Origin of the sequence: Streptomyces winkii, assembly GCF_032248595.1 — a bacterium.
Lineage (GTDB): Bacteria > Actinomycetota > Actinomycetes > Streptomycetales > Streptomycetaceae > Streptomyces > Streptomyces winkii.
On record NZ_JASTTH010000004.1, the window covers coordinates 124738 to 145554 of the forward strand.

20 protein-coding genes and 1 pseudogene are annotated in these 20817 nt (G+C 69.3%); 9 read left to right on the forward strand and 12 right to left on the reverse strand.

The window, feature by feature from the left end; translation table 11 throughout:
• Positions 1 to 245: 245 nt before the first annotated feature.
• A pseudogene (locus QQM67_RS30640) lies at positions 246 to 716 on the forward strand (glycoside hydrolase family 3 C-terminal domain-containing protein); the annotation flags it as partial.
• Positions 717 to 936: 220 nt separating this feature from the next.
• The gene (locus tag QQM67_RS12690; RefSeq protein ID WP_314173876.1) at positions 937 to 2280 is read left to right on the forward strand and encodes a M14 family metallopeptidase; all 1344 of its coding nucleotides are present in this window, start codon (positions 937 to 939) and stop codon (positions 2278 to 2280) included.
• A gap of 190 nt (positions 2281 to 2470) precedes the next feature.
• Here QQM67_RS12690 and QQM67_RS12695 read toward each other — a convergent pair whose 3' ends face one another.
• Both QQM67_RS12695 and QQM67_RS12700 read right to left on the reverse strand, forming a co-directional pair.
• Positions 2471 to 3115, reverse strand: coding sequence for a LysE family translocator (locus QQM67_RS12695; RefSeq protein ID WP_314173877.1), 645 nt, complete (start codon positions 3113 to 3115; stop codon positions 2471 to 2473).
• 95 nt (positions 3116 to 3210) lie between these two features.
• Positions 3211 to 4617, reverse strand: coding sequence for a CitMHS family transporter (locus tag QQM67_RS12700; RefSeq protein ID WP_314173878.1), 1407 nt, complete (start codon positions 4615 to 4617; stop codon positions 3211 to 3213).
• Between the two features lie 172 nt (positions 4618 to 4789).
• Between QQM67_RS12700 and QQM67_RS12705 the strand changes: the two genes are divergently transcribed.
• The 3 genes from QQM67_RS12705 to QQM67_RS12715 all read left to right on the forward strand — a co-directional run bounded on the left by QQM67_RS12705 (position 4790) and on the right by QQM67_RS12715 (position 8050).
• On the forward strand, positions 4790 to 5710 hold the full coding sequence (locus tag QQM67_RS12705) for a LysR family transcriptional regulator (RefSeq protein ID WP_314173879.1): 921 nt from the start codon (positions 4790 to 4792) through the stop codon (positions 5708 to 5710).
• A 119-nt stretch (positions 5711 to 5829) separates the two neighbouring features.
• Entirely contained in the window at positions 5830 to 7047 is a 1218-nt protein-coding gene (locus QQM67_RS12710; protein WP_314173880.1) for a CaiB/BaiF CoA transferase family protein, read from the forward strand.
• The gene (locus QQM67_RS12715) at positions 7037 to 8050 is read left to right on the forward strand and encodes an HpcH/HpaI aldolase/citrate lyase family protein (RefSeq protein ID WP_314173881.1); all 1014 of its coding nucleotides are present in this window, start codon (positions 7037 to 7039) and stop codon (positions 8048 to 8050) included. Before QQM67_RS12710 ends, QQM67_RS12715 begins: the two co-directional genes overlap by 11 nt.
• Positions 8051 to 8106: 56 nt before the next feature.
• Here the strand turns inward: QQM67_RS12715 and QQM67_RS12720 are convergent, their stop codons facing one another.
• Entirely contained in the window at positions 8107 to 8385 is a 279-nt protein-coding gene (locus QQM67_RS12720; RefSeq protein WP_314173882.1) for a winged helix-turn-helix domain-containing protein, read from the reverse strand.
• Here QQM67_RS12720 and QQM67_RS12725 point away from each other — a divergent pair.
• Entirely contained in the window at positions 8317 to 8580 is a 264-nt protein-coding gene (locus QQM67_RS12725) for a hypothetical protein (protein ID WP_314174510.1), read from the forward strand. The two genes, QQM67_RS12720 and QQM67_RS12725, sit on opposite strands and share 69 nt — an antisense overlap.
• Before the next feature lie 101 nt (positions 8581 to 8681).
• Here the strand turns inward: QQM67_RS12725 and QQM67_RS12730 are convergent, their stop codons facing one another.
• Both QQM67_RS12730 and QQM67_RS12735 read right to left on the reverse strand, forming a co-directional pair.
• Entirely contained in the window at positions 8682 to 9770 is a 1089-nt protein-coding gene (locus QQM67_RS12730) for an ArsR/SmtB family transcription factor (protein WP_314173883.1), read from the reverse strand.
• A 21-nt stretch (positions 9771 to 9791) separates the two neighbouring features.
• The gene (locus QQM67_RS12735) at positions 9792 to 11366 is read right to left on the reverse strand and encodes an AbgT family transporter (RefSeq protein ID WP_314173884.1); all 1575 of its coding nucleotides are present in this window, start codon (positions 11364 to 11366) and stop codon (positions 9792 to 9794) included.
• A gap of 268 nt (positions 11367 to 11634) precedes the next feature.
• On the opposite strand from QQM67_RS12735, the gene QQM67_RS12740 reads away from it, so the two are divergent.
• Positions 11635 to 13554 carry a CocE/NonD family hydrolase gene (locus QQM67_RS12740; protein WP_314173885.1) on the forward strand — a complete coding sequence of 640 codons (1920 nt, stop codon included), beginning with the start codon at positions 11635 to 11637 and terminating at the stop codon, positions 13552 to 13554.
• Between the two features lie 57 nt (positions 13555 to 13611).
• Here QQM67_RS12740 and QQM67_RS12745 read toward each other — a convergent pair whose 3' ends face one another.
• The 7 genes from QQM67_RS12745 to QQM67_RS12775 all read right to left on the reverse strand — a co-directional run bounded on the left by QQM67_RS12745 (position 13612) and on the right by QQM67_RS12775 (position 18632).
• A complete protein-coding gene (locus tag QQM67_RS12745; RefSeq protein WP_314173886.1) occupies positions 13612 to 14349 on the reverse strand; it encodes a hypothetical protein in 738 nt (245 codons plus the stop codon).
• A 14-nt stretch (positions 14350 to 14363) separates the two neighbouring features.
• Positions 14364 to 14660, reverse strand: coding sequence for a hypothetical protein (locus QQM67_RS12750; protein ID WP_314173887.1), 297 nt, complete (start codon positions 14658 to 14660; stop codon positions 14364 to 14366).
• A gap of 16 nt (positions 14661 to 14676) precedes the next feature.
• Positions 14677 to 15411 carry a hypothetical protein gene (locus QQM67_RS12755; RefSeq protein ID WP_314173888.1) on the reverse strand — a complete coding sequence of 245 codons (735 nt, stop codon included), beginning with the start codon at positions 15409 to 15411 and terminating at the stop codon, positions 14677 to 14679.
• A 51-nt stretch (positions 15412 to 15462) separates the two neighbouring features.
• The gene (locus QQM67_RS12760) at positions 15463 to 15834 is read right to left on the reverse strand and encodes a hypothetical protein (protein WP_314173889.1); all 372 of its coding nucleotides are present in this window, start codon (positions 15832 to 15834) and stop codon (positions 15463 to 15465) included.
• A 163-nt stretch (positions 15835 to 15997) separates the two neighbouring features.
• Entirely contained in the window at positions 15998 to 17029 is a 1032-nt protein-coding gene (locus tag QQM67_RS12765; protein WP_314173890.1) for an AraC-like ligand-binding domain-containing protein, read from the reverse strand.
• Between the two features lie 341 nt (positions 17030 to 17370).
• Positions 17371 to 17610: a pentapeptide repeat-containing protein gene (locus tag QQM67_RS12770; RefSeq protein ID WP_314174511.1), complete on the reverse strand. Its 240-nt coding sequence runs from the start codon at positions 17608 to 17610 to the stop codon at positions 17371 to 17373.
• Between the two features lie 317 nt (positions 17611 to 17927).
• A complete protein-coding gene (locus QQM67_RS12775; protein ID WP_314173891.1) occupies positions 17928 to 18632 on the reverse strand; it encodes a GOLPH3/VPS74 family protein in 705 nt (234 codons plus the stop codon).
• Between the two features lie 184 nt (positions 18633 to 18816).
• Here QQM67_RS12775 and QQM67_RS12780 point away from each other — a divergent pair, with 184 nt between their 5' ends.
• Both QQM67_RS12780 and QQM67_RS12785 read left to right on the forward strand, forming a co-directional pair.
• Positions 18817 to 19560 (forward strand): helix-turn-helix domain-containing protein, encoded by a 744-nt coding sequence (locus QQM67_RS12780; RefSeq protein WP_314173892.1) that lies wholly within the window; start codon positions 18817 to 18819, stop codon positions 19558 to 19560.
• Between the two features lie 349 nt (positions 19561 to 19909).
• On the forward strand, positions 19910 to 20659 hold the full coding sequence (locus QQM67_RS12785) for a dienelactone hydrolase family protein (protein ID WP_314173893.1): 750 nt from the start codon (positions 19910 to 19912) through the stop codon (positions 20657 to 20659).
• Positions 20660 to 20817: the final 158 nt, after the last annotated feature.

Consider the following 20817-nt stretch of genomic DNA (forward strand, 5'->3'; position numbering starts at 1 on the left):
AACGAGGGACGGTGACGCCCAGCCACCGGGCAGCCATCGCCCCTGAGCAGCACCGACCGACACTCAGAGCTGTATACGAAGCGTGTATCCAGCGCATACGCGAATGGGCCGTCTGGCGGCCTCCTGACCCCGGGCCCTCTCGGGTTCGGACGAACCGAGTCCTCGGCCCCGTCCTCGCATCGAGAGGTCCACTCTCCGGGCTCGAAGCCCGGCACCCGCTGGGCCGTGCGAGACCGAAAGCGACGCCTCCGACCGCATTGGCGCATGGAACGTCATCTCTGACTCCGACTGACCAGGGTCCCGCAGCCGTACCGGGTTCACCCGAGCGTGGACGCTCGACGGCGGGGATTTCAGCACGGGCTGCTCAGGCTGCTGTGGCCGCCCCGCTCCGATACCGCGGCTCTCCGTCACGCGAGGGGGATGCGTTCCAGGAGAAGGTGGAAGCCGGCTCGTCCGGACATCCGTCGCCTGAGCGAAGGGCGGAGCTCTGCGTCGCCGTGATCGGCGACCGCTCCGGGCTCTTCGGCCTCGGCACCTCCGGCGAAGGCTGCGACGCCGAAGACCTCGCCCTGCCCGGCGTCCAGGGCCAGTTGGCCGACGCGCTGCCGGCCACCGGCACGCCTGTCGTGCTGCTCGTCGTATCCGGCCGGCCCTACGCGCTCGGCGCCCATGCCGGCCGTGCGGCCGCCGCCGGCCAGGCCTTCTTCCCCGGCGAGGGAACGCGGACTCCCTTTCCCCGCACCGAGGTTCGCGACGCTCTCGTGGCCAACGCCACGAGCGAGAAGGTCCATGACCTGATGGCCGGTTCCCCGAACCAGCTGCTCGACAGCTTGTTCTGAGTCAGGATCTACGCACGACACGCATCGCCAGACCCGAAGCGCGCGGACGCCATCGCGAGCTTCGGGGCACCCCCCACCTCCCTATCGAGGAGCTGCAATGCGACTTCGCACATTCCGAAAACCGATCAACACCCTCATCGCCCTGGTTGCGGTGGTTCTCGCGGGGGCGCTCATAGTCACCGCGAACGCAACCGCCTCTCCCCCGGACCGGCCGTCCAGCACGGCCGCGGACGAGGACATCAGGCAGTACGAGATCCAGGGGCCCTCCAGCGCCGCAGACCGCACGGCACTCGCCGCCACCGGTGTCTCGCTGGACGAAGTCCACGATCACTCCGTGGTCGTCAGCGCCGACTCGGCCCAGGCCGCCAAGTTGCGCAAGCTCGGGCACAAGCTGAAGAAGCTGAGCGGGCCCCCTGCCCGTACAGGCGGACAGGCCCGCAAGCCAGGCGACTTCCCGCCCGACGACTCCGGCTATCACACCTACGCCGAAGCGATGAAAGAGATCGACAAGCGCATTAAGCAGAACCCCGAGATCATGAGCAAGAAGGTCATCGGCAAGTCCCACGAGGACCGGGACCTCATCGCCGTCAAGATCAGTGACAACGTCAAGAAGGACGAGGACGAGCCCGAAGTCCTCTTCACCCACCACCAGCACGCCCGCGAGCACCTCACCGTCGAGATGGCGCTCTACCTGATGCGTGAGTTCGGCAAGGACTACGACTCGGACGACCGGATAAAGAAGGCCGTGGACGGCCGCGAGATCTGGATCGTCCCCGACCTCAATCCGGACGGCGGCGAGTACGACATCAAGTCCGGTTCCTATGAGAGCTGGCGCAAGAACCGGCAGCCCAACTCCGGCTCCGATCAGGTGGGCACGGACCTGAATCGCAACTGGGACTTCAAGTTCGGCTGCTGCGGCGGCTCTTCAGACGATCCCGGCGACGAGACCTACCGAGGCAAGTCCGGCGAGTCCGCACCCGAGGTGAAGGTCGTCGCCGACTTCGCACGCTCCCGCGTGGTCGGAGGCAAGCAGCAGCTCAAGGCGGCCATCGACTTCCACACCTACAGCGAGCTGGTGCTCTGGCCCTACGGGTGGACCACCGACGACACCGCCGAGGGCCTCACCCAGGACGACCACGACGCGTTCGAGGCCGTGGGCAAGAAGATGGGCAAGAGCAACAAATACACCGCGGAGCAGTCCAGCGACCTCTACATCACGGACGGATCGATCGACGACTGGCTGTGGGGTGACCAGAAGGTCTTCGCCTACACCTTCGAGATGTATCCGACGGACTCGGGCAGCGGCGGCTTCTACCCGCCCGACGAGGTCATCGAGCGCGAGACGAGCCGTAACCGGGACGCGGTGCTGCAGTTGATCGAGAACGCCGACTGCATGTACCGGTCCATCGGCAAGGAAGACAAGTACTGCAAGGACAAGTGAGTCGCGAGAGACGCGGCCGAGGGGCCGGGCACGTGCTTCACGTGCCCGGCCCTGGTGCGTTCACCGGGGACGGTGCCACGTGCGGCGTGACGATGCTCCCGCCGTCCGGGATGTTCCCGCCCGGGAACAGTTGCAGTGGTCATGACGCTGGATGGCCGGCGCGTTTCGCGTCAGTGCCGGAATGACGCGGTCAGCGAGCCGAGTCCACGACCAGTCGTACGGCAAGTCCACCGAAGATGGCGGCCGAGACCCGGTCGAGCCAGCGGCGGACGGCGTTCCGGCGGAGTACCTGCTCGGACAGCGTTCCGGACAGCAGGCCGACCGACGCGTCGACGGTCAGACCGACCACGATGAAGATCGCGCCCAGCACCATGAACTGCAGGGTCACCGGCCAGCTGCCCCCGCTGGTCGTCAGGAACTGCGGAAAGAACGCCAGGTAGAAGATGATGATCTTCGGGTTCGCCAGGTTGGTGAGGAACGCCATCACGTACACCTTGCGCAACGAACGCTTGTGAGCCGGGAGCGTGCTTTCCGCGGCCCCGTTGAGCTGCCGACTCGCCTGCCACGTCGTCACCGCGAGATAGACCAGGAACAACGCGCCGCACACGCGCACGACTTCGAGCACGTACGGCGCCGCCCGCAGCAGCGCACCCAACCCGAACGCGGCCAGGGCCGTATGCACCGCAAGCCCGGCCGATACTCCGAGCGCTGCGACAACACCGGTCTTCCGCCCGCCGGCGAGCGCGTTGGCCACGATGAACATCATGTCGGGACCCGGCGCCACGCTGAGCAGAAAGACCGCGATCACGAACGCGACGACTGCTGCCTCACTCACGCCGTGAGCCTAGCTACAGCCAACGTCCTTGAGCACCTTGATTCTTGCCGGCCGGCGCGGCCACCGCGCCCCGGGCCGGTTGAGGCTGTCCGCTCTCAGAGCGGCACGACGCCGGTCAGCACGGCAGCCACGGTCATCACGAGCGTGGTCGCGAACGCCCAGCCGAAGATGAAGCGCTGGTGCTCGCCGAGCTGGACGCCCGTCATGCCGACGAGGATGAACGTGGCGGCCGTGAGAGGGCTGAGCGGGAAGCCCGTCGTCATCTGGCCGAGAATGGCCGCGCGGGCGATCTCGGCCTGCTCGGTGCCGAATCCGTGTGCGGTCTCCGAGAGCACCGGCAGCACGCCGAAGTAGTACGCGTCGGGGGTCAGGGCGAGACTCAGCGGCATGCCCGTCACGGCCACGACTCCGGGGAGATGACCTCCCATCGATGCGGGGATGACGGAGACGAGGGCCTGCGCCATCTCGTCGATCATCTTGGTGCCGGTGAGGATTCCCGCGAGCACCCCGGACGCGAAGATCATGGTGGTCACCAGGACGACGTTCTTGCCGTGCCGGTCGAGCAGCGCCTGCTGGTCCTCCCAGCGGGGGTGGTTGACGAGCAGCGCGAGCGCGAAGCCGAGGACGAACAGCACCGGCAGCGGCATCAGTTGCAGCACCAGGCAGACCAGCAGGGTCAGCGTGAGCACCGGGTTGAAGACCATCAGCCAGGTGCGTGGACGGGCCGGCGCCTCGTGCTCGTCCTTCGCATCCGCGACCGTGGCCGAGGCCACCGGGCCAGGCGCCGTGACGGCGGGTCCGCTCTGCGCTTCTCCGGGCAGCGCCGTGCCGCCGGCCTCCACGTCAGGGCCCTCTGCGCCGTCCGTACGTGCGTCCTCCCGGGACAGATCGCCCAGACGCTTCCGCTCGCGCCGCCCGATGAGGTACGAGGCCAGCAGGACCCATGCGATGCCGCAGCCCATCGCGGGCAGGAGGGGCACGAAGATCTCGGAGGTGTCCAGCTTGAGCGCCGCCGCCGCCCTTGCGGTGGGCCCGCCCCAGGGGACCATGTTCATCACGCCGGCGCCGAGGCAGACGACCCCGCTGAGGACGAGCGGCCGCATGCCCAGCCGGCGGTAGACGGGCAGCAGTGCGGAGACCGTGATGAGGAAGGTGGATGCCCCGTCGCCGTCGAGTGCCACGCACATCGTCAGCACGGCGGTGCCGACGCAGATGCGCAGCGGGTCCCCGCGGGCGATCTTGAGGATGCCGCGTATCAGCGGGTCGAAGAGACCGGCGTCCACCATGAGGCTGAAGTACAGGACAGCGAAGGCGATCATGATGCCGGTCGGCGCCACCGTCGCCAGCCCGTCGAGGACCATCGCGCCGAGCTTGTCCGCGAAGCCTCCTGCGAGCGCCGCCAGCACCGGAAGCAGCACCAGTGCGACCAGCACGGACAGCCGCTTGGTCATGGTGAGCAGGAGGAAGAGACCGATCGTGGTGAAGCCCAGTGCTGCCAGCATGATCTCTCGCTCTCGTGTCCCGGGCCTGGCGGCGGGCGACTCATGGATGTGGGGGCGTCGCGTTGCCCGAGAGTTTCGGAGCCGGATCGAATGGGTGTCCAGCATTGAACCGGGATCCACTCATGCGATGTGCGCATCAGTTCGGCGTTGCTCGCACCTATGCTGACCGCTCATGGACGCCACACTCCGCCAGCTCTCCGCGTACGCCGCCGTCGCACGGGCGGCGAGCTTCACCGCCGCCGCGTCGCAGCTGCACGTCTCGCAGTCGTCGCTGAGCCGTGCGGTCGCCGACCTCGAACGGGTGCTGGGGGCGCAGCTGCTGGAGCGCGACACCCGCAACGTGCAGCTGACCGCGGCCGGTTCGGAAGCGCTGAGGATCGCGGACCAGATCCTCGGTGCGCACCGGGCGGGGATGAAGGAGATGGAGCGCTTCCTGCTGGGTGAGTCCGGGACCGTCGCCGTGGCGACGCTGCCGTCCGTCGCCGCCGTACTGCTGCCGCAGGTGATCTCGGAGTTCCGCAGACAGCGGCCGCACGCGGCCGTGCGGATCATGGACGGCCCGGAGCGCACCGTGCTAGGCCATGTCACCTCGGGCGACGCGGACTTCGCGATCACGACGGGCGAGCCCTCGGCGCAGCTGGAGCACCGGCCCCTGGTCCGCGACCGGTTCGTCGCGGTGCTGCCGCCCGGCCACGACTTGGCCGAGCGGGAGGAGGTGGCGTGGGAGGAGCTGGCGCAGCATCCGTATCTCGCGGTCGGCCGGGACGCCAGCGTACGGAGGCTCGCCGACGCCACCTTCGCGCAGATCGACGCCCGCGTCGTTCCCGCCGCGGAGGCCGTGAGCGTGGCGACGCTCGGCGGTCTGGTCGCGGCCGGGCTCGGAGTCTCCGCCATGCCCGCTCTCGTGCTTCCGCTCCTGGGGAGCGGGCCGTTCGTGACCAGGCCGCTCGCCCGGCCCGTGGTCCACCGCCGCCTCGACGTCGCCATGCGGGCACGGCGGACGGTTCCCCTCGCGGCGCACCGCTTCCTGGAGACTCTCACCGCGCTGCGCGAGGAGGACGGCGGCCTCCCGGACGGCGTCTCGTGGGCGTGAGACCCCGGCAGCCATGCCAAATGCGCATCGATTGATGGTTCTTTCTTGCTGGACAGGCATTTCTTCGCTCGGAGAGGCTGAACGGGACGCCGACCACTGCCGAGCGAGGGAGCGCCCCTGTGACCGCCGACCACCACGACTCCGGACGCCGCGGGCAGCTGTGCGATCTGAAGGTGGTCGAGTTCGCCCACGTCGTGGCCGGACCGCTGGCGGGCTCGATGCTGGCGGACCAGGGCGCGGACGTCGTGCACGTCGAACCCCCGGGGTCCGGTGACGCGGCTCGCGCCATGGGCCCGCGGCGCGACGGCGCACCCCTGTGGTTCAAGGTCGCCGGACGCAACAAGCGATCCGTCACTCTCGACCTGCATCAGGAGGAGGGCCGCCGGCTCGCGCGCCGCCTCGTCGCCTGGGCCGACGTCGTGATCGTCACGCTGCGGGCGGGACGCCTGCGCGAATGGGGACTTGACTGGGAGTCGGTGCACCGGCTGAACCCGAAGGCGGTGCTGCTCCAGGTCTCCGGCTACGGCGCGACATCCTCGCTGGCCGACAGCCCCGGCTTTGGGAAGATGGGCGAGGCGCGCAGCGGCGTCGTTCATCTGACCGGCTTTCCGGACGGCCCGCCCGTGCACACCGGCTTCTCCCACGGCGACGCGGTCAACGGACTGATGGGCGCGTACGCGGTGCTGGCCGCACTCCACCGCCGCGAACGCGACCCGGACTTCGACGGCGAGTGGATCGACCTCGCTCTCTTCGAACCGCTCTTCCGGCTCGTCGAATGGCAGGTCATCGTGCACGACCAGTTGGGCACCGTGCCCGAGCGGTCAGGCAACCAGCTCGCCGTCGCACCCGCCGCTGTCATCAACACATACCGGTCCCGCGACGGCGAGTGGATCACGGTCACCTCGGCGACGCTGCGGTCGGTGCGCAACGTCGCGGTCCTTCTCGGCCTGCCCGAGGAGGAGTTCACCACGGCCGAGGCACAGCAGGCCGGCCGCGACCGGCTCGACGCGGGGCTGCGCGAGTGGGTCGCCCGGCGTTCCACCGACGAATGCCTGGAACTCTTCGCCCGCAACGAGGTGGTGGCCTCCCGCGTCTTCGACGCCGCGGACATCGCAGCCGACCCCGTCTATGCGGAGCGGGAGGACATCATCACCGTCGAGGACCCGGATCTCGGCCGCGTGCGGATGCAGGCCGTCATCCCTCACTTCCGGCAGAACCCCGGGCGGGTGTGGCGCACCGGGCCCGCGCTCGGCGAGGACAACCGCCTCGTCTACCACCACTGGCTCGGCATCGGGGACGAGGAGCTCGCCGAGCTGGAGCAGCACGGTGTCGTCTGAGCGGGAAGGGCCGTGCGGGATCCGGCGCGCGCCGTTGCGGTCGCTGCTGTTCGTCCCAGGCACCAGGACGGATCGGCTGGCCAAGGCCGAGACTTCCGGTGCCGACGCGGCGATCCTCGACCTGGAGGACGCCGTGGCGGAGCAGGACAAGGGGGCGGCCCGTGAGCGCGTGGCCGAAGCCGTCGCCCGGCGTTCCGCAGCCGATACGGACGATGGCGGCAGCACCGGCGACCGTGAGCCCACTCGCGGTTCGGGCGGCATGGCGCTCTTCGTACGGATCAATCCGCTCGACTCGTGGCAGGCCGCCGAGGAACTGCGGGCAGTGGCACGGCCCGGACTCACCGGACTCGTCCTGCCGAAGGTGCGCTCGGAGGAGGATGTGAGGATCGCCGACCGGCTGCTCAGCTGGTGCGAGCGCGAACACGGCCTCCCGGTGGGCACGTTCGCACTCGTCCCCCTGCTGGAGACGGCCCGCGCCCTGCGCAACGCACACGACGTCGCCGCCGCGGCCCCCCGTGTCGCCTACGCCGGCGCGCTGACCGCACCCGGCGGCGACGTCGAACGCGCCGTCGGCTACCGCTGGAGTCCCGAGGGCGCCGAGACCCACGCCCTGCGCTCGCGCGTCCTGCTCGACGTACGGGCCGCCGGTGCCGAACACCCCGTCAGCGGTCTGTGGACGCACATCGGCGATCTACCGGGGCTGCGGCGCTTCGCGGAAGAGAACCGCTCACTCGGCTACGCGGGAATGATGGCGATCCACCCCTCGCACGTCCCTGTGATCAACGAGGTGTTCTCCCCCGACGCGGATGAACTCGCCCGCGCCGAGCGGCTGATCACCGCGGTGCGCGACGCACAGGCAGCGGGCACGGGCGCAGTGACCTTCGAAGGGCGGATGGTGGACGAGGCGATGGCCGCGAACGCCCGTGAGGTCCTCATGCGGCACGGGCGGCGCGTGGCCCCTGCGGAGGCGGACGCGGAGGGCGGCACGAGCCACTCGGCCTGAGCGACACCCGGCGAGACCCGGGCGCCGTGTGCAGCGCACGCAGGATGAGGAAGCCCTCAGCTTCGGCTCACTGTGGATTCAGGTCGGCGGGCGATAAAGGTTCCATGGCCGACCCGGTAGCCGTGCCCGCGGACGGTCTCGAGGAACGCGGGCCCGATCTTCCGCCGCAGCGCGGCCACGTACACCTCGACCACATTGGAGTTGGGATCGAAGTCGATCTCCCAGACCATGCGCCGGAGTTGACGGCGGGAGAGCACCATCCCCGCATGCCGGACGAAGGTGGCGAGCAGCGTGAGTTCGCGGCTGGACAGATCGACTTCGCGCCCGTCCAGCACCGCGCGGTGCGTGAGCAGGTCGACGGTCAGCGGACCGGCCTTCAGCGCGGTACTCGCCTCTTCCCGGGACCGCAGCCGCGCGCGGATGCGGGCCGCGAGCAGAACCAGATCGACTTCGAGCTTCCGGCCGTCGCACCCGCCGCTCCCTGTCGGCCCATGTACCTGTTCTCGCCCACCGAGCTGAAGTCACCGTGAGCCCGGAATGAGGATTCCCTCAGGTCCGTGTGCTCCCAGGACCCGTCGACGGCATCGCCCCCGAAAATCCTCACCGCCTGAGGATCCGGGCGGCGGTGCGTTCACCGCGCGACGGTTGCGAGGACGTCGTGGCCCAGGCGCCGTATGACATCCGTGGCCAGCCGGTGCCGCACCAGTTTGCCGTCCCGGGTGGAACGGACCAGGCCCGCGTCGCGCAGCGTCCGCAGCGTGCGGGAGACCTGCGGTTCGCTGGACCCGAGCCGGGCTGCCAGCTCCGAGGTGGTGATGGGCTCGCCCAGCAGATGACGGCACAGCTCCATGCGGGCCGGCGATCCCAGCGCCATCAGCCGGTCGTGCAGGTCCCGCACGGTCAGCTGCCCTGCCGGGGCGGCGCCGCGTGCCGCGTACTGCACCACGACGCACGAGGAGTGCTCGTTCTTCACGGTCAGGTGCGGCCACACCCGTGCCGACGGCACCAGGACGAGCGAGCGCGGGGAGACCTTGACCTCGTCGATCTGGAGCTTGTCCAGCCGCACCCGGTTCCCGGGCCCGAACCGGGCGGCCGTCGGCAGCAGTTCGGTGAGCACCGCCGCCGGCGGCCGTGCCGTCAGCCGGTTCCGTACCTCCCGCGCATGGTGGTCCAGGGCCGGACGCAGGGAGCGCCAGTCTTCGGCGAAGAACGCGCTGTCGGCGGCCCGCAGCACTGCCAGCAGCCGGTCCCGCAGGTCCGTCGGCGACGCCACCAGCTGCCGTGCCAGCTCACCGCGGGCGTACGAGCGGCGCAGACAACGGCGTACGTAGTCGTCCGCGGACGAGGTGCCGGCGCGCAGTTCGCCGGGCGGCGGCACGGGCCCGCGAGTGCCGAGCACCCCGGGGGCCACCAGCTCCGTGAAGTCCTCGACCGGCAGCGCCGCTACCCCGGCCAGGTCCTCGTCCAGACTCGCCGCGAGCGGCAGCGTACGGGGAAAGAAGAGGCGGCAGCGGAAGCGTGCCCACAGGGGCGCGAACACCGACAGCTCTTCCCACAGGACGGGGTCCGCCGCGGCTGCGCGGGCCGCCCAGTCGGCGGCCTCCGGGTGGTGCTCGGGTTCGGCGAGCACGTGCAGGCTCGCCATCAGTTCCGACAGCGCGGACGGTCCGACTGCCAGGTCGGCGCTGTCGAGCCCCCCGAGGTCGAGGACGATGCTCACGGTGTCAGCCTACGGCGGCGCTCACCGCACCGGAGCGCCCGGACCGAGCGGGATCCCGATCAGATACCAGGCGAAGAACAGCAGCACCCAGACCACCAGCATGATCATGGCGACGGGCAGGGTGAAGGAGACCAGGGTGCCGATGCCGGCCTTGCGGCGGAGGGTCTGGAGGTAGCCGATGCAGAGCATGAACGACGTACTCATCGGCGTGATGGAGTTCGTGCAGGAGTCGGCGATGCGGTAAAGGGCCATGGTGGTGGCCGGGTTGGTGCCGAGCAGCAACAGCATGGGCACCAGCGCGGGGGCGATCAGCGCCCACAGGGCCGAGCCCGAGGTGATGAGCAGGTTCATCAGGGCGACGGCGACGATCAGCACGGTGAACAGCACCAGGGCGGGAGCGCCGAGCTGCTGGAGGAAGTTCGCTCCTTCGACCGCGACGACCGTTGCGATGTTGGTCCACTGGAACAGTGCGACGAACTGGGCGACGGCGAAGAAGAGCACGAGGAGCGGCGCGATGAAACGCACTCCCTCCGCCATGGCTTCCGGTATCCCGCGGCTTCCGCGTATCCGCCCGGTGAGGCGTCCGTACACCGCGCCGATGAGCAGGAAGAAGACGGTGAGGAAGACCGAGATGGCGTCCATGAAGGTGGACTCCACGATGGCGCCCCCCTTGCCACGGAGCGGCGAGGCGGCGGGCAGCATCGCCGACACGATCAAGGCGGCGTAGCAGAGCACGGCCAGCGCGGTCAGCTTCAGGGCCCGCGCCTCGGTCGCCTCATCGACCCTGGCGGCGACCGTCTGCTGTGCGGCGGCGGCCTCCAGGTCCGGGTCAGGCGTCAGATGGTGCTCGCGCTTGGCGAGGATCTTGTCCACGACGAGGGCGATGGTTCCGGCGAGGACGAACGCGGACACCGTGGTGAAGTACATGTTGTCCGTCGCGCGGACCACGACGTCGGGGTCGACGAGTCGGGCGGCCTCGGTGGCCACGGACGCGAAGAGCGCGTCGCCGGGGGCGATCAGCGGGTTGGCGTCGCCCGCGGCGTTGATGGATACGAACGCGACGATCATGCCGAGCATCGGGGAACGCCCCACGGCGCGGAACGCCACCGCCCCGAGCGGTATGAGGACGACGTACGCGGAGTCGGAGAGGAACTTCCCCAGTACGCCTCCCAGGGCGACGCCCAGGACGACCGTGCGCGGCGAGAGACCGGACAGCATGCGGCGGGCGAGCGCCTCGAAGAGCCCGGACCGCTCGGCGACGGCGACGCCGAGCATGACCATCAGTACGGTGCCGAGCGGGCCGAAGGTGACGTACGACTCCTGGGCACCGCTGATCAGGTCGCGTACCGCGTCCGCCGACAGGGCACTGCGGACGGCGACCGGGTCGCCCGAGGACGGGTCCTCGACCTTCAGGCCCGCGGCGTTCAGCCCGAAACTGGTGACGGCGACGATCCCGCACAGGATCCAGAACAGCCAGAACGGATGGGGCAGTGCGTTCCCCGCCCTCTCGACCTTGTCGAGAAGCCGCAGGCCGCGGCCGCCCTCATCGGGCTCGGCGGCCGGTGCCTCCTGGCTGCGGTTGTCAGTTGTCTTCACGGCGATCTCCACTGGGACGGCGGGAATGCGGGCACCACGCGGCTCTTCAGCCGCGGCGTGCGGATCGACATGCGGGGAGTGAGCTCAGGGCCGGGCAGACCCGGGCCGAGCAGGATCGGTGCGAGAGAGCCGTCGCGGTGGCGGCGGGCCTCTTGGGTTGCGCTGCACAGTAGGTCCCGCGTCCGGGCCCGTCACCGTCCGGACGGACAGTTGACCTGATGACGTCAAGTGATCGCCATGGCGGCGGCCACTGCCTACCGTCCCGGGTGTGACCACGTACGACACTCCTGCCCGCAGTCCCGAACCCCTCCACCGGGGCGCACTGTGGCGCCGCACCGTGCACATCCCGATGCGTGACGGCGTCCTCCTCGCCGCGGACGTCTACTCCGCCTCACCGGAGCCGGAGACGACCCCGCTCCCCGTGCTTCTGGAACGCACCCCGTACGGCCGCCGCTCGCGGCGCGCGTCGGACCAGGACCGCAGCGATGCGCCCGTGCCGCAGCCGCAGGACATCGCCCGGTACTTCACCGACGCCCGGTACCACGTCGTACGCCAGGACTGCCGGGGACGGGGGGACTCCGAGGGCACGTTCGTGAAGTACCTCGGCGAGGGCGCGGACGGAGCCGACACGATCGCCTGGCTCACCGGCCAGCCGTGGTGCGACGGCAGGGTCGCGATGACGGGGGTGTCCTACTCCGCACACGTCCAGGCGGCCGCGGCAGCCGAGGGGGTGGCCGGACTCGCGGCGATGTTCCAGGACTCGGGCGGCCTCTCCTCCGGCTACGACGCAGGAATGCGGATGGGCGGCGCCTTCGAGCTGAAGCAGGTGACCTGGGCGCTGCGGCACGCGACGAACAGCCCGGAAGCGGCGGCGGACGTCGTGCTTGCCAAGGAGCTGCGCCGGGTGGACGTGGCGGGCTGGTTCGGTGCGATGCCGTGGCGGCCTGGCTGCTCACCGCTGCGGCACCTGCCCGCGTACGAGGACTTCCTGCTGGAGCAGTGGCGGCAGGACGCCTTCGGGGACTACTACCGCAACCCCGCGATCTACGGCCGCGGCTTCTACGAGCGCTTCCCCGACGCACCGAGTCTGCACATGGGCAGCTGGTACGACCCGTACGTCCGCTCCACCATCGAGAACTTCACCGCACTGCGAGAGCTGAAGTCGGCGCCCGCGTATCTGGTGATGGGGCCGTGGACGCACGGACACCGGTGCGAGAGCTACGCCGGAGACGTCGACTTCGGCCCGCAGTCGACGCTCGACGGCAACCTCGCACCGTCGTATCTGGAGTTCCGGCGCCGCTGGTTCGACCGAGCGCTGGGCCGTGCCGACGGCGGGAGCCCGGACGACGGCGAGATCCCCGCAGTCCAGTACTTCCTGATGGGCGGCGGCGACGGCCGGCGGGACGCGGCCGGGCGGATGCGCCACGGCGGTGAGTGGCGTACCGATACCCAGTGGCCGCCGACGTCGGCCGGACCCGTCGCTCTCTACCTCACCGCCGAGGGCCAGATCACCACCACCCCGCCCAAGGCCGCCTCCGCGTCGGTGACCTACGACTTCGACCCGCGCAACCCGGTACCGACCATGGGCGGCCAGGTCACATCGGGCGAGCCGGTGATGACGGGCGGGGCATACGACCAGAACGCACCCGACGCCCGGGTTTACGGGGCGCGCGAGCCGTATCTGCCGCTGAACTCCCGTCCCGACGTGGTCAGTCTGACGACGCCGCCGCTGGAGCGCGACGTGGTGCTGGCCGGCCCGGTCTCGGCCAGGCTCTACATATCCAGCACGGCTCCGGACACCGACTTCACCGTCAAGCTCGTCGACGTCCACCCGCCGAACGACGACTACCCGCACGGCTTCGCCATGCTCCTCACCGACGGCATCGTCCGCTGCCGCTTCCACCGCTCCAACGAGAGGCCGGAGTTGCTCACCCCGGGCGAGGTCTACGAGATCGACGTGACGGCCCCGGACACGGCGAACCGCTTCGCTGCCGGCCATCGCATCCGGCTCGACATCTCCTCCAGCAACTTCCCGCGCTTCGACGTCAACACCAACACCGGCGAACCGGAGGCCCGCGCCCGCAGAACCGCCGTGGCCACGAACACCGTTCACATGGACGCCGAGCACCCCTCCCATCTGCTGGTGTGGCTGGAGGGAGGGGCCTGCGCGCTGGCGGGGACGCCCTGAGGAGACGGCCACATGCACACGACGTCGGAGGACATCGGGTTCTCATGCGACGGTTTCTCAGGAGCTCGGAGTCCCCACGGGCCACAATCCGCCCGGGAAGGCGTAGGTGTCCTGAGCCTTGTTCTTCACATCATTCACGGCGGAGACCTGCCCGGTCAGGAAGGTGGTCAGGGCCCCCACCGATGTGACCAGCAACGTGATGTTCGCTCCGACCGCGACGCCTGCGGCGCTCAGTCCTGCGGCAGCTCCTTCTCCCGTGGCCACAGCGACATAGCAGGCCACCATCTCGCCCAGGAACTGGGCGACGGCACCGGCGATGGCCACATAGAAGACCAACCCTGCGCCGGCAGACGTCGTCAGGATGTCGGCCATCTTCTTCGCGATCCCTCCGATCTGGCCGACGGCCACCGGCTGCCGCGATACCCGGTTCTCGTACCTCTCAGCGGCGGGCCCGTGCCAATCTCGTCGCGACGCGAGGGCGTCCAGCGGTCCCTTGATGTCTCCATGCACCTTCAGATAGTGGTCGCCCCAGTCTGAAGCCGCGCGGAACATCAGCAGAGGGGCCGCAGACCCTTTGACGATCTCCACCAGTTTTTCAAGCAGTTGGTCGGTCAGGGACACCAACTGCTGTGCGGACCACTTGATCGCCTTCTTGACAGGGTCCGGGATCAACGGGCTGTTGAGCAATTCATTGACTCTACCGACGATCTTCTTGAGCTGATCGGGCCCCACCCACAGCCCTCGGTTGATTTTTTCAATGGCGGTCTCGAACTGAGCCGTGTTGAAAGCTGCCATTGAGTCGGCCTCCACTAGTAAATCCCTGTGAGTTCCTCACTGACCCGGCCTTCGTTTTCCTCATAGGCGGTGGCGGTCTTGAACAGTGCGTCGGCGATCTTCCCCATCTCCGCACCCCCTTCGCGGCAGCGGTCCGACACCTGTGTCACCGCCTTGTCGTATGCGGTGAACAGGATCTGGAAGACCCCGGCCTCAGTGCGCGTCATACGGAGCAACTCCACGCGCTGCTCGACTTCTTTCAGGGCCTCGGCGCTCTTGTCCCACGTTCTCGCCTCTCTGCGGATCGAGTCGGCTTCAGCCTTCACGGTCATCGAATACCCCCTTTCGTCAGTCCCCGGCGAGCCGTCGCGGATCCTTGAGGACCGACAACGCTTCGTCGACCAGAGATGACAGATGCTGTGCCTCTCCCGCCGCGGCGGCTGAGCCTTCGGCTTGGCGGAGTGCCGCGCGGGCATCCTCCAGCGCCTCTTCGAAAGCGGTGTTCAAGCCGATGGCTGACTGCTTGCCGGCCCAGGCGGCGTCTACCGTGCAGCCCTGGAACGTGCCTCCGCCGAGCGTCAGTGAGATCCGGCGGCTGCGGTCGGCGCCGGTGACGCGGGGGTCAGGGAGTGCCGGCGCGTCGATGGCACGGTCCAGGGCTGAGATGGCCTCTTCCGCGATCTCATCCACGGAGCGCGCGAAGACGTACCGGGGCTCCGGACCGCCCTCATCGGTGGAGGCAGCCGAGGGTTCGTCCCTTCCGTCCAAGCGCGCGGCCCGCGCCTCCCAGTCGCTTTCGAACAGACCGGATGACCAGGCGGACATAAGCTCCGACGCAGCGGCCTCGGCCGCCTCCATCACGGCGGTACCGATCTCGTCCGGTTGCCGTCGCCTGCTCCAGTCTCGGGATACGGCGATCCGCTCCGGCAGGCCGTCCGCGCCGATACGCACTTCCACAACTCCCCGGACATCGGAGCCTGTTGCGCCCGCCGGAATGCGGTCTTGGATCTCGGAGAATATCCGTTGCGCCTCCGCGGCCTGCTTTCCGAGCGCGCGCAATTCCCCGAGCAGCCGCTCATCCACGGCAGGACCTGCGGTCGGCAGTGAAAAGTCGCATCCTCCCGCCCCTTGCCGCTACCACCACCGACTGCAACTGACGTTGTCGCAGGCGCGCATATACACGCGCAGGGCGCCCCGGTAAGGGTAGTTCTTTCCGAACTTCATATACTTCTGCGTCACCCTCCCCGATTCCCAGTAGATCTTCATCTGCACGGACACGTGAGCATCGGCGCCTGCCCACTTGAGGTGACCGTCGTAACCGCCGTGACCGTCCTTCTTCCACCACTTTCCGACGTCGGCCGAGAGACCCTTGGTCGGTGTGTACAGGGTCTTGACCCGGTACTTGGTGAAGTGCGGCTGGGACGGCGCAGCGCCGGCAACCTCCCCACCGGCAAGGGTCATGGCGATGGCCGCGGCAACCACAACTGCGCTACGTCGGAAATGCACGAGATACTCCCCCTTGGCCCGATACCCCTCGAGTGATCCGAGAGCGCGGCGCAAGCGGTGCGCCGGTACTGCGGGCGCTCGCCCACGCCGCCGTTCTGACGTGGTCGACGCTCAAAGCTAGCCCGCCGCCGCGGGGGCGTCGTTAGCAGTGAGTGCCAGCCTCTTAGCGTGCTGCGTCAGGACCGCCACCGTGCAGGGCCAGCTGCCGGTATTCGCGCGGCGGTATGCCGTAGGCGGTGCGAAAAGCCCGGGTGAAATCGGCGGCGCGGCGGAAGCCCCAGTGCGCGGCCACGGCATGGATCGGCCGGGTGGCCAGCGTCGGATCTGCGAGGTCGCGCCGGGCGCGTTCGAGCCGGTGCTGGCGAATGAACGCGCCGACGGTGGTGCCCTGGCCCTGGAAAAGGCGGTGCAGGGTGCGGAGCGAAATGTGATGGGCCTCGGCGATCAGGTCCGGGCCGAGACCAGGGTCGGCCAAGTGCCGGTTGATGAAGGCCTGGACGCGTACGACCAGGGTCTGCTGGTGGGTCTCGGGCGGCAGCGCCCGGTCGGCGCCGAAGTGGTGCGCAAGCAACGACGCGGCGAGATCGAGTGCCACGCCGCCCAGCCGTGAGGCGTCCGCGGGCGCGTAGCGAGTCGCGTCAGTAGCCAGGCGGGCGATGAACTGGGCGAACAGGGCGCCGATCCCCTCCCGGCCGGGTAAGTCCACCGCGAGCAGCCGGTCGGCGACGTCGGCAGGCAGCGGCAGAAGCGCCCGTGGGATGAGTGCCTGCACCAACGTGACGTCACCTGCGGCCCGTTGGTCCTCCCCGCTCCGGCGTGCCGCGCTCCGGTCGGCGCCGAGCCGTCCCACGTAGGGCCGTGAGGTGGTGGACAGGGTCAGGTCACCGGCCCCCAGGACGGTCTGCCGGTCTCCCTGGTCGATGGCGACGGACCCCCGCCGCGCGAAGGCGAGATGGTACAACTCGGGGTCCGACTGCCGGATCAGCTTCGGCGTGCGGTCGGAGCGCAGCGAGGGGCAGGCGAGCACGGACACCTGCACCGGGCCCAGTCCCAGCAGGCGCAGGGTCGCGTCGAAGTCGTCAGCATGGTCGGTACGCAGTTCGGTCGGCGCATGGCTGGCGAAGGCCAGTTGGCGCCATCCCTCGAACCGCTCCTCCGGAGGCAGGTCCGCTCCCCGGAACACGGTCTCGAACACCGTTCGCTCCTCCCCCGTCTCCTCCGCGTACTTGAGTGCGTCCGGCGCGTCCAGCGTGCCATGCGCCGGGCCTCGGCCACATGTGGCGCGGGGAGTTGCCGCCCCTCAAGATGCCTGTCACCGCCGCCGTCGCGGCACGGCGGCGGCTCAAGGCGTAGGCGGCCACCCGTGGATGCAGTTCTTCAGCGAAAAGTCGAGCCTGTGGGCTCACGCGCTCGGCGGGGTGCGAAATCTAGCTTGGGGTTCATCCGGCTCCCACCTCCGACGAGGAATCCCGATGATCGAAGCTCACGCGCTCACCAAGCGCTATGGAGACAAGACCGTCGTCGCTGATCTCAGCTTCACCGTACGGCCCGGCGCCGTGACGCTGCACCACCGCCGAACGTCGCCCCGTCGAACGAGACTTCACCGACGCTGAACCTGGCGCCCTCGAAGGAGACCGCACCTCGGATGCGGCTGCGTGAGAAGTCGCCGCAGTCGAAGGTCGCGCGCGCGAAGTCGAGGGCGTACGTGGACCAGGCGGTCGCGGCGTCCGGGAGGCGCAGGTGGTCCCGGATGACCCTGATGATGGTCAGGCGCACCTCGCGGTCGTCTTGATGACGCCGTTGACGTCGACCGGGTTGTGCGGCTTCTGGGTTCTGGCCGTGTGCAGGAGCAGTTCGGACACGTAGTGGGAAGCGAGGGAGGGCCAGAGCGCCGACGACAAGCCGCGCCAGCGGCGCCACGATCCAGACGGACCAGAGCCTGGGCGTGTACCTGCCTCGCGAAGCCTCGCGCCGCTGCCGTGATGAGATCCCCACCCGAGGAGCATGGCGGCGAACGGTGGTCGGGCGCGGACGATCGCCGGATCTCTGCCGCTTTGGGATCTTGAAGGGCCGGCCGTGCCAAGCGGGCAGGCCTAACTGGAGACGGCGGCGCTGACCGCGGCGGCGGTTCCCGCGGAGATCGCTGCCATGGTGCGCATCACGGCGGTGTTCACTGCTGCGGCGCCCCAGTTGCCCTGTTCCACTTCCTTCGCGCGCTTGTAGACCTTGCCCGACCACGGGACGGAGCGGTGCAGGCTCGGCAGAGTGCCGCTCGCCGAGAGCAGCCCTATCAGCGCCGCCGTACGGGCGTCGGGCTCCACGTCGTCCACCAGGACGGCCCGTACCTTCTCGACCAGGGCCTTCTTGTGCCCGGTGTCCGCGATCGCCGTCGACGTCGACGGGAAGACTCCCAGCCACTTCTTGCTTTCCCGGCGCACCGTGCCTCGCTTGACGAGCTGGCCGAGCACGGGCTCGCGCAGCCCGGTGCCGATCTCGGCGAGCAGGCTCTGGACGCCGCGTACTCGCTCGGCGGCCTTGCCGTGGGCGCTGCGGAGCAGAGGGTCCCGGAGACGGCGGCCGGGGACGGCGCGCACCTTCAGGCCGGTCAGTCCCCTGTCGTTCTGGTCGACGGTGACGTGTCCGCCGTTGCTGAGTTCGACGAGCACCGCGCCGCCCAGCGTGTAGTAGAGCGTGCCTTCTCCAGCGATCGCTCCCGACGTGTCGTCCATCATCAGCAGCATCAGATCTTCGGCAATGAGCGGGTCGTTCAGCATGGTCTCGTTTCCAGCCGTCGTCATCGGGATGGGTGGTGCGCCCGGCCTCAAGAGGCCGCCGCGTCGGGGACGTTGGTGCCGGGCCCGGTGGGCCGCTTCCGCTCACGACACACTGTGCCGCCGCGTCACAGTCAAGCGGCCGATGACGCACGGACGGGCGGACAGGGGGTCTTGCCCGTGCCGTTACGGCATGGTGTGCACTGGTCGTATGGCCTGGAGCACCCGAGAGATCGCCGAGCTCGCCGGCGTCAGCCTGCGAGCCGTTCGGCACTACCACGAGGTCGGCCTGCTGGCCGAGCCCGAGCGGCGCGCCAACGGCTACAAGCAGTACGGCGTCGCGCACCTGGTCCGCCTGGTGCGCATCAAGCGCCTCACCGATCTCGGGTTCTCACTCGCGCGGATCGCCGCCATGGGCGACGTCGAGCACCACCCCGAGGAGGCTCTGCGCACCCTCGACACCGAACTGGCGGCCACCATCGAGCGCCTCCAGCGGGCCCGCGCCGAACTCGGCCTGATTCTGCGTCATTCGCTGCCGGCCGACGTACAGCCCGAGTTCGCCCCGGCCGACGTAACGCTGATGTCCGATGCCGACCGGTCCCTTAACACGGTGATGATGCGAGTCCTCGGGCCGGGCCCCCGGCAGGCCTGGGCAGACATGGTGCGGAACCAGTCGTACGACCCCGTGGGCGAGGAATTCGACGTGCTACCCGCCGACGCCGGCGAGCAGACCCGCCAGGACCTCGCCGAGCGCATGCTGCCGGGCCTCCGGGAGCTGTTCGACAAGCACCCGGAGCTGCGCTCACCGGCCGTCGGCACCCCTCACGGCGAGGCGTTCGCCATGAAGACCATCGGGAAGGCCCTCAGGGACCTGTACAACCCGGCGCAGCTCGATGTCATGCGGCGCCTCAACGAACTCCTCGCCACACCCGCAGCGGCCGATCAAGACACCTAGGTGTGTTGATCGGTGGGGTCGGTGACGGTCGTGCAGCCGCAAGATCGGCCCTGCGGTCGGGGGCGGCACGTCGGCCGGGTTCCAGGATCCGGGCGAGCGGAGGTCGTTCTCGCGCATCGCACGGTCATTGGGGCACTGGCGTGGGGTTCTGCCGGGCGAGTTACGCTGTGCGGCGATGAATACCGGGACGGCATTGCGCCACACACGGATCGGTGACCCGGTGCTGTTCTGAGCGCCGTACGGGCCGGTACAGGCCCGCAGTCCGACCGAGGGTCTTGCGCTGCTGCGCGGGCTCCGCCTCCGTCGTGTTGATCACAGGCTCGACACGTCAACCACGACAGGAGGATTCATGCCTGCCAAGACCCTGCCGGTCCCCACCCCTGACGGCCAGGCCGACGCATTCGCCGCCTTTCCCGACGATGGCGAGCGGCACCCGGGCGTGCTGCTCTACCAGGACGCCTTCGGTGTGCGGCCCGAGTTGGAGGAGCGGGCCCGCGAACTGGCCGAGCACGGCTACTACGTGCTCGTCCCCAACATCTACTACCGGCACGGCCAGGCACCGGTGATCGAACTTCCCGAGCACATCGGAGAAGACATCCGGCCCGCGGTAATTTCCCGGCTGATGCCCTTGATCGAGGCGCACACCACCGAACAAGTTCTGCGCGACGCCGCCGCCTACCTCAGGTTCCTCACCACCCGGCCCGAGGTCAGCCCCGGACCAATCGGCGTGATCGGCTACTGCATCGGCGCTGCCCTGGCGATGCGCACCGCAACAGCCCACCCCGACCAGGTGGCCGCCCTCGCCGGATTCCACCCCGGCTTCGTGGTCACCGACGCGCCTGACAGCCCGCACCGCCTCGCCCACGAACTCACCGCCCAAGTCCACCTCGGCCTCGCCGAAGGCGACATGTCGCCCGAGGCCATCGGCGAGCTCGACCAGGCCCTGGACGCCGCCGGCGTCGACCACACCATCGAGACCTATCCCGGCACCATCCACGGCTTCACCATGGCCGACACCGCCGCCTTCAACCCCTCCGCACTACAGCGCCACTGGAACCGCCTGCTCCCCCTCCTCGACCGGACCCTGGCCGGCAGTTGAGGCTCCAAGGTGGGGCCAAGTCGTCAGTACACGGCTCCGGAGTCTCGGGCCGTGTTCGATGTGAGCTCGGCGGCGGCGTGGCCTGAGCCAGAAATAACGAGGTCTCCGGTGGAGGGTTCATCGACCAAGAAGAACCAGACGCCGGAGGCATCGTGGTC

Excerpts from the sequence above, each read along its gene's own strand:
- QQM67_RS12690 (WP_314173876.1), top strand. The coding sequence starts at position 937 with ATGCGACTTCGCACATTCCGAAAACCGATCAACACCCTCATCGCCCTG.
- QQM67_RS12700 (WP_314173878.1), bottom strand. The coding sequence starts at position 4,617 with ATGCTGGCAGCACTGGGCTTCACCACGATCGGTCTCTTCCTCCTGCTC.
- QQM67_RS12705 (WP_314173879.1), top strand. The coding sequence starts at position 4,790 with ATGGACGCCACACTCCGCCAGCTCTCCGCGTACGCCGCCGTCGCACGG.
- QQM67_RS12725 (WP_314174510.1), top strand. The coding sequence starts at position 8,317 with ATGCCGGACGAAGGTGGCGAGCAGCGTGAGTTCGCGGCTGGACAGATC.
- QQM67_RS12745 (WP_314173886.1), bottom strand. The coding sequence starts at position 14,349 with ATGGCAGCTTTCAACACGGCTCAGTTCGAGACCGCCATTGAAAAAATC.
- QQM67_RS12750 (WP_314173887.1), bottom strand. The coding sequence starts at position 14,660 with ATGACCGTGAAGGCTGAAGCCGACTCGATCCGCAGAGAGGCGAGAACG.
- QQM67_RS12775 (WP_314173891.1), bottom strand. The coding sequence starts at position 18,632 with ATGACGACGGCTGGAAACGAGACCATGCTGAACGACCCGCTCATTGCC.
- QQM67_RS12780 (WP_314173892.1), top strand. The coding sequence starts at position 18,817 with ATGGCCTGGAGCACCCGAGAGATCGCCGAGCTCGCCGGCGTCAGCCTG.
- QQM67_RS12785 (WP_314173893.1), top strand. The coding sequence starts at position 19,910 with ATGCCTGCCAAGACCCTGCCGGTCCCCACCCCTGACGGCCAGGCCGAC.